Annotated in this window: 7 protein-coding genes; 1 reads left to right on the top strand and 6 read right to left on the bottom strand. The window is 28.0% G+C overall.

The window, feature by feature from the left end:
• From QIA46_RS06560 to QIA46_RS06540, 5 genes are all read right to left on the bottom strand, one after another.
• Complete coding sequence (locus tag QIA46_RS06560; RefSeq protein ID WP_418906086.1) at positions 1–1,353, bottom strand: PBSX family phage terminase large subunit; 1,353 nt, start codon at positions 1,351–1,353, stop codon at positions 1–3.
• A complete protein-coding gene (locus QIA46_RS06555) occupies positions 1,350–1,916 on the bottom strand; it encodes a DUF603 domain-containing protein (protein WP_418906085.1) in 567 nt (188 codons plus the stop codon). Before QIA46_RS06555 ends, QIA46_RS06560 begins: the two co-directional genes overlap by 4 nt.
• Positions 1,917–2,095: 179 nt before the next feature.
• Positions 2,096–2,623, bottom strand: coding sequence for a DUF643 domain-containing protein (locus tag QIA46_RS06550; RefSeq protein ID WP_418906084.1), 528 nt, complete (start codon positions 2,621–2,623; stop codon positions 2,096–2,098).
• Between the two features lie 189 nt (positions 2,624–2,812).
• The gene (locus QIA46_RS06545; protein ID WP_418906083.1) at positions 2,813–3,910 is read right to left on the bottom strand and encodes an ErpC protein; all 1,098 of its coding nucleotides are present in this window, start codon (positions 3,908–3,910) and stop codon (positions 2,813–2,815) included.
• A gap of 48 nt (positions 3,911–3,958) precedes the next feature.
• Complete coding sequence (locus tag QIA46_RS06540; protein ID WP_418906082.1) at positions 3,959–4,621, bottom strand: ErpL protein; 663 nt, start codon at positions 4,619–4,621, stop codon at positions 3,959–3,961.
• Between the two features lie 430 nt (positions 4,622–5,051).
• Here QIA46_RS06540 and QIA46_RS06535 point away from each other — a divergent pair, with 430 nt between their 5' ends.
• Positions 5,052–5,828 (top strand): site-specific integrase, encoded by a 777-nt coding sequence (locus tag QIA46_RS06535; RefSeq protein WP_418906081.1) that lies wholly within the window; start codon positions 5,052–5,054, stop codon positions 5,826–5,828.
• Positions 5,829–5,833: 5 nt separating this feature from the next.
• On the opposite strand, the gene QIA46_RS06530 is transcribed toward QIA46_RS06535, so the two are convergent.
• Positions 5,834–6,259: a DUF261 domain-containing protein gene (locus QIA46_RS06530; RefSeq protein WP_418906080.1), complete on the bottom strand. Its 426-nt coding sequence runs from the start codon at positions 6,257–6,259 to the stop codon at positions 5,834–5,836.
• Positions 6,260–6,262 lie beyond the last annotated feature (3 nt).

Genomic DNA, 6,262 nt, shown 5'->3' with positions numbered 1-6,262 from the left:
TTACAAAAATCTTTGATTGCCAAAGTGAACACTTCTCTCTCTATATCCTAAAGACAACATCAAATATGCTGCGGATATTGCATCAAGAGCGTCATCATGGGTTTTGTTATCCCCCTTATACGAATAAATATCATTAAATACAGAAGAACTGCTGTATTTCGTAATGTAAAGTTTTTTGTAAGTAAACGGCGTAATTAACGTTGTTATTCTGCTAAATTTATTAGACTTTGGTTTAACTGGGGTAATTCTAAAATAATGACTCATATTTTTCCTAAGTAGCACGTATTCACGGGTCAATGCACCAGCACCTTTTGTATTGTCTCTATCCTCTAAATACAGTGTATGTACATTAAAATTCTCTAAAACGGTCTTAACCATATTCATAATATACGGGTCATTGGCTGGTCGTTGATCTTGAAATACAAAAGCATAATACTTATCATCAACTCGCTCCATAACACATAATGCTGTGTTATCCCCATCAACACTAAATGCTGGGTCTAAATATGCTATTGGGCTAGTAAACACATAATCATCAGTAATATTTATTTGTGTAAAAATTGAATCTGTGCTTGCTATCCATTCACCTAGCAAAACTCTTGCTTTATATGATGGTATATCTTTATATAGCTTTTCTTGTGTTTCTATAAATCCTTTACTAAGTAGAACATTGTCATAAGTTGTAAAATTATATGTCTTAAAAGTTGCTATATTGTCAATATAATCGGTTTTAAAATAGTGTTCCGGATGATCCGGATTAGTATCAAAAATAATAGTTTCTTGCCCACACCTTAATCTTTTTAAAACTTCTTCTAAAGTTTTCTTGTGCAAAGTTGTAGCCTCATTCACAAAAATAAGTGCCGAATTACTTCCTCTAAATCTTTCAAAATCACTTGCCTTATCTCCACCGTACAGATTAATTCGCAGTGAATCAATCAGAATATATGAATTATTCGTATGTCTTGGAATATAAGGAATTTTAAGCAGTTTACACAGCTTTTCAAATTGTCCCAAAACATTAACTTCAACTGAGCGTTGTGAATTACCAATAATGAAATTATTCGTATCGCTAGAATATAACTTTTTATTTTCAATTAAACTTTTGAGAAAAAGATAACATGCAAGATACGTTTTCCCACTAGCTATACCACCGCTAAGTATAATCTTTTTTTCATTATTCTTTTGAATGCTTTTTATCACATTTTTTTGCTTTAAAGTTAATTGTTTTTCTTCAAACTTATCAAAATCAATTGAAGAGTTTGTTAGCTTTATAAATTGTGATATATCAACTCCATATTTATTTTTGTATTCTTTTTGTAGTGTTGTAAAAAGTTTCGTTTGATATAAATTCACTTGTGCCCTTTACTATTTTTGTAGTTGCTTTTGCTTTCAGTTCCGTTAAGCCTAGCAAGTTTTTTCATACATTCATAATAAAGCTCCATTTCTCTTATTGAATATTCCTTTACATATTCATTAAGTTCATTTTTCAAAGAATTAATTTCTTCATTCTCAACTAATTTATTTTTTTTATTGCTTGCTTTATTTAATGCATCAATTTCGTTTCTTAAATTTTCTATTTTAGTACGTATGCTAACGAGCTCAACGCCAAAATATTGTTTAAATGAACGTATAAACCCTAATTCTAAGTTAGCCCGTTCTAAATCTAATTCGCTTATAACTTTCCTAGCGTTAACCTCTGATTTAAAAGTTTGTGATAAAAGGTGCTCAAAAGTATCTTCACTAATTGATAATCTAGAATCATCGTTAACATAACTTTCTCCACTTTCCCATTTTCTCCTCATCCTCCACACATTTACCCTAGAAACTCCCAATTTATCCGCTATTTCTCTATCATCTAACGATCCTTCTCTAAAATATGCAATATAATCCTCAAAAGACCTTTTAACTTTTTTCAAAAAAATCCTCTAAAATAACAAAAGTAACAATTTGTTACTCTAAATAGTAAATCAATTTGTTAATTGTTAACATAAACTATTATCTTATTGATATATATTGACAGATGTTTGATATTTATCGACTTTTATTGACTTAGAAATAGCAATTAACTAATTTATTGAATTTTGGAATAACCTGATTATACTAATTTGGAAAAATCTTTTATTGTTTTCAGAAGATACTTCCTTGTGCAAATTCCCTTATCATAATAGTGCATGATTATAAATAATATCTCTACAAAGTCGAGAACCACATTTATTGATTCTCGTTCTGGATCTTTATTACCAATCTCCTCCATAATATTAGAAACAATCCTCAAAAACCGGGTAGAATACTTATCACCCATCTTTTCCAAACATTTTTCTAGCATTCCTTTCTTGTAGCTACAATCAAACTTCCTGTTTTGGAAATTTTTATACTTTTCTATTATATGCTTATCTTTCAGAACGTCTTTAATAAAATTTTTTGCAGGATCTACAATATCATCTATGATTTCATCAATACTTTTTCCAGTTTTTCTTTTGTATTCTTGTATTGATAGAAAACCTCTATAAAAATCCTTTTTTTGTTTCAGAGTTAATTGCTTAACTCCATAAAGTTTGCTTATTTCCTTTTTTGTGCCTGGACTCAAGCAATCATAAAAATCTGAAATCTCATTTATATTCATCATAACTCTAGAGAGTATATAAATAAATAATATTTTTAACAATAGTTTTTGTCACTTTTAAAATGAAAATTTTGTTAGATTACATTTTTATATTCAGAATAATTAAATATACAAAAAAATAACAACTAGCAATTTTTTACTAGCTGTTATTTTGTATATACAAAATTTAGTTGTATGTAAAACTATTTATTATTCTGAATTACTATTCTCAATGTATCCTTTAATTTCTTCAAAATTAGATCCATTTTCAAGATATCCTTTAACTTCTTCTAATTCTGATTTTAATCTTTCTAAGTCTGATTTAATGTCACTAACCATTACATTTTCTTTTAATTTAGGTTCACTACTTTTAGTATCAAGAATATACTTTTGATTACCTTCATTTAATTTAATTCTTAACTCGTCTCTAGTATTACCCAATTTTTTCAACAACTTTCCTAATTCGGAAGTATTTTCATCTTCTAAATTCCAAGTATGGTAGATAGCACTATTCTCATCATCGGTAAAATCATCATATACAGGTCCAGTAATTCTATCTATAACACCTTGTGCCCCTACACTAGTTTGCTCTTTTATAACATCAATATTTCCATTGATTTCATCTATTTTGCCTGTAAGTGTTCTAATTTCGTTATCAACTTGCCTTTTTTCTGCCTCTTTTTGTTGTTCTTCTCTTTCTTTTTGTGCTTTAGCTTTTTTTTGTTCTTCTTGTTTTTGTCTTTCTGCTTTTTCTTTAGCTTCTTTTTCTGCTTTAGCTTTTCTTTCTTGCTCTTCTTCTCTTCTTTGTTTTTCTTGTTCTGCTTTTAGTTTTTGTTGTTCTTCTTCTTGTTTAGCTAATTCTTGTTTGTTTTGTTCTTCTGTATTCTCTTGTTTTTCTTCTTTTCCTTCAACTTTAGCTTCGGGTCCTTCTACTTTTTTCACTTTCTCTTCTTGTTGACCACCACTTTGTCCCGCTGCTTTTAATATTGGTGTATTATCTTCTTGACTATTCTCCAGCAATACTGGTGGCGGAATTAATCCACCGCCATTAGAATCATCACCTAGCATTAGTTCATCTTTATTGTTTTCTTCTACACCCTTTATTTCATCTTCTTCTTGTAATTTTTTTGCTAATTCATCTACTTTTGAACTACTTGAAGTAATTTTATTCTTTGCTGAATCCGAAATCTTATCTAAAAATCCGTTAACTTGCCCTTTTGTTTTTTGTTCTATCTCTTTAATTGCATAATTCTTACAAGAAATTATAAGTGTAAAAACAGCAAAAATAATCAATATTTTCTTATTCATACTTTTTTTCCCCTTTGTTTTGAACTTCTATTTTAAATAATACCACTGTTATTCTTTATTATCTTTTTCAATCACCTTAAGTTCTTCTTCAATCTTTTTAAGTGCATCCTCTATAACTCCATTTGCCATATTGCTAGTATCACTACCACCGGTCATATTTTTAAAGCCCAATTCTTGAGCACACTTCCAAGCTTGCCCTCCAATTTTTCCCTGTCCTTGAACTTGTGAACCATAAGTATCTCCGGTTGCGGTGGTAACTTGTTTTTTAAAATCTTCAAATTTCTTCTTAGCCTCTTCTAAAGCTTGTTTTCTTTCCTCTTTTTTCTTTTTTAAGCTATCTTCAAGGTCCTTTAATTTTTTATCAAGCTCATTCTTATCTTTTAATTTTTCTTTTATTTGTTTTATTTTTTCTTCATACTCAGAATATGTTTTAAGAGAAGTTTTTTTAGAATCCGAATTATCTATTTTATCTTTTAATTCTTTTATTGCCTTTTCAATCGCTGTTGTATCCAATATATTTAAATCTTTGGTCTCTAAAATATCTAAAACTTCATTAAATTGTTTTTTTATTTCTTGTTCTGATTTTTTTACAAATTGTTCTGAACTTTCTAAATTTTGTTCTGAACTTCTTACATCTTCACTACTTGTATAATTCTTGCAAGAAATTATCAGTACAAAAACTGCACAAATAATAAACATTATCTTCTTCATAAGTTACTCCATAAGTCTAAATCTTAACGCAACACCCAATAATTGCAATATTTCAAAGATTTAAATATATAATTTTGTTACATTCCTCTGTTACATATTAACAAAACACAAATGTAATTTTAACCAACTCGCCAAAATCTCTCCATTGCAAATGACCTACTCATTACAAAAGACTACAAAACATATACAACTTAAATTTCAGAGTCTTTGCTATATATTACACAAAGTATTGTATCTTTCTTGTGTACCACCCTTAAAAATTGCCATTTCTGTTTCTCTCAGCCACTCTACAGCCCAAATTTCGCATGCAATGAGAACACACATAATTTGACTAAAATTTTTAGTTTTTGGTAAAATATAAATTACATTTTTTATCTATTTTTATTACTTTTACTTAATTTAAAAGTAACACTTCAAAGGAGAGGATTTCATGAACAATAATAATTATTTTAATTTAAATAATTTCAATATGGATTTTACACTCAAACTATTTCAAGAATATCAAAAACTAATAAATGAAAACAAAATTCTTAAAAATTCACTAAAAAATTCATCTAAAAGTAAAAAAGAAAATTCAAAACCAACTCCTAAGTTTTATTTAACCCCAAAAAGTATTAAATTAATTCTAAAATGTGCCAAAAAATTAAAACAAATTGACCCAATTTCTGGTTGGTTTGTGCACTTACTCTTAATAAGTGGGTGTAGGGGCACTGAAATGCAAAAAGTAAAAATGCAAGATATTACTCCAATATTAAGCAAAACTGGAAAAACTTTATATACTATTAAAGTAAATGTGGCAAAAAAAAGAAATACCTCTTGTATTAGAGAAATTGTCATCAATTCTGAAGAGTTCGAGGCTATCCAAACAGCACATAAAAATCATTTCAAAGAAAAAACTATTGACTCGCGACGTACTTATCTTTTTCAAAAATCCAAACATAAGTTTAAAGATAACCAAATTGATATTGTCCATATTTCTAAAAAATTCAAAAATCTTCTTAAAAAATCGGGATTCCGTGTAAATAAATCTCTCCATCTATGTCGAAATTTATTTATTTCAAATTTAAAATCTAACGGTTACAATTCTTTTCAAATTAAAGAACTTATGAAATATTCTTCAACTAATGAAATTGATAATATCTACGGCCTATCTTCTGCTAATAAAATTCAAGCTTATGAATGTGCTAAAAAGTGCCTTAAACTTTAGTAAAATTATTTTAATTTAAATATACGTTTTGAAGTTACTTTAAATATTTTCCCACGAGGCTTTAAGTCAAGTGAATCATATAATATTTCTTTATTTTTTGTTGCTATAAAGTGATACCCAGTAACCTTATCGATTTTAACTTCACTTATTTCAAATTCATTTGCTGCACCCAAATAATTCGAAGTTTCATATCTCACACTACTTCTAATTCCATAGTAATTAAGTATCATACATGGATTCATAATAAAACAATTACTCTTGATGTAACCAAGTCCTATAAATCTATAATACGCTGTATTTATTTCATATGCATTAAATTCGCGTTTCTTAAATAGACTTGTATAATAATGCAGACACAAAAAGTAACAACCCCATTTTTGTATCTCTGGTCTTAAAGTTCTATTGTTTTGTTTTATTTTATTAATAATCATTGA

The organism is Borreliella carolinensis (assembly GCF_032595855.2).
In the GTDB taxonomy this organism is placed as follows: domain Bacteria; phylum Spirochaetota; class Spirochaetia; order Borreliales; family Borreliaceae; genus Borreliella; species Borreliella carolinensis.
The sequence above is the reverse complement of the archived record's forward strand: the minus strand, read 5'-3'. Positions and strand labels throughout refer to the sequence as shown.

Bases quoted from the DNA above. Each gene is read 5' to 3' on its own strand.
- QIA46_RS06530 (WP_418906080.1), bottom strand. From the start codon at position 6,259: ATGATTATTAATAAAATAAAACAAAACAATAGAACTTTAAGACCAGAG.
- QIA46_RS06535 (WP_418906081.1), top strand. From the start codon at position 5,052: ATGAACAATAATAATTATTTTAATTTAAATAATTTCAATATGGATTTT.
- QIA46_RS06550 (WP_418906084.1), bottom strand. From the start codon at position 2,623: ATGAATATAAATGAGATTTCAGATTTTTATGATTGCTTGAGTCCAGGC.
- QIA46_RS06545 (WP_418906083.1), bottom strand. From the start codon at position 3,910: ATGAATAAGAAAATATTGATTATTTTTGCTGTTTTTACACTTATAATT.
- QIA46_RS06540 (WP_418906082.1), bottom strand. From the start codon at position 4,621: ATGAAGAAGATAATGTTTATTATTTGTGCAGTTTTTGTACTGATAATT.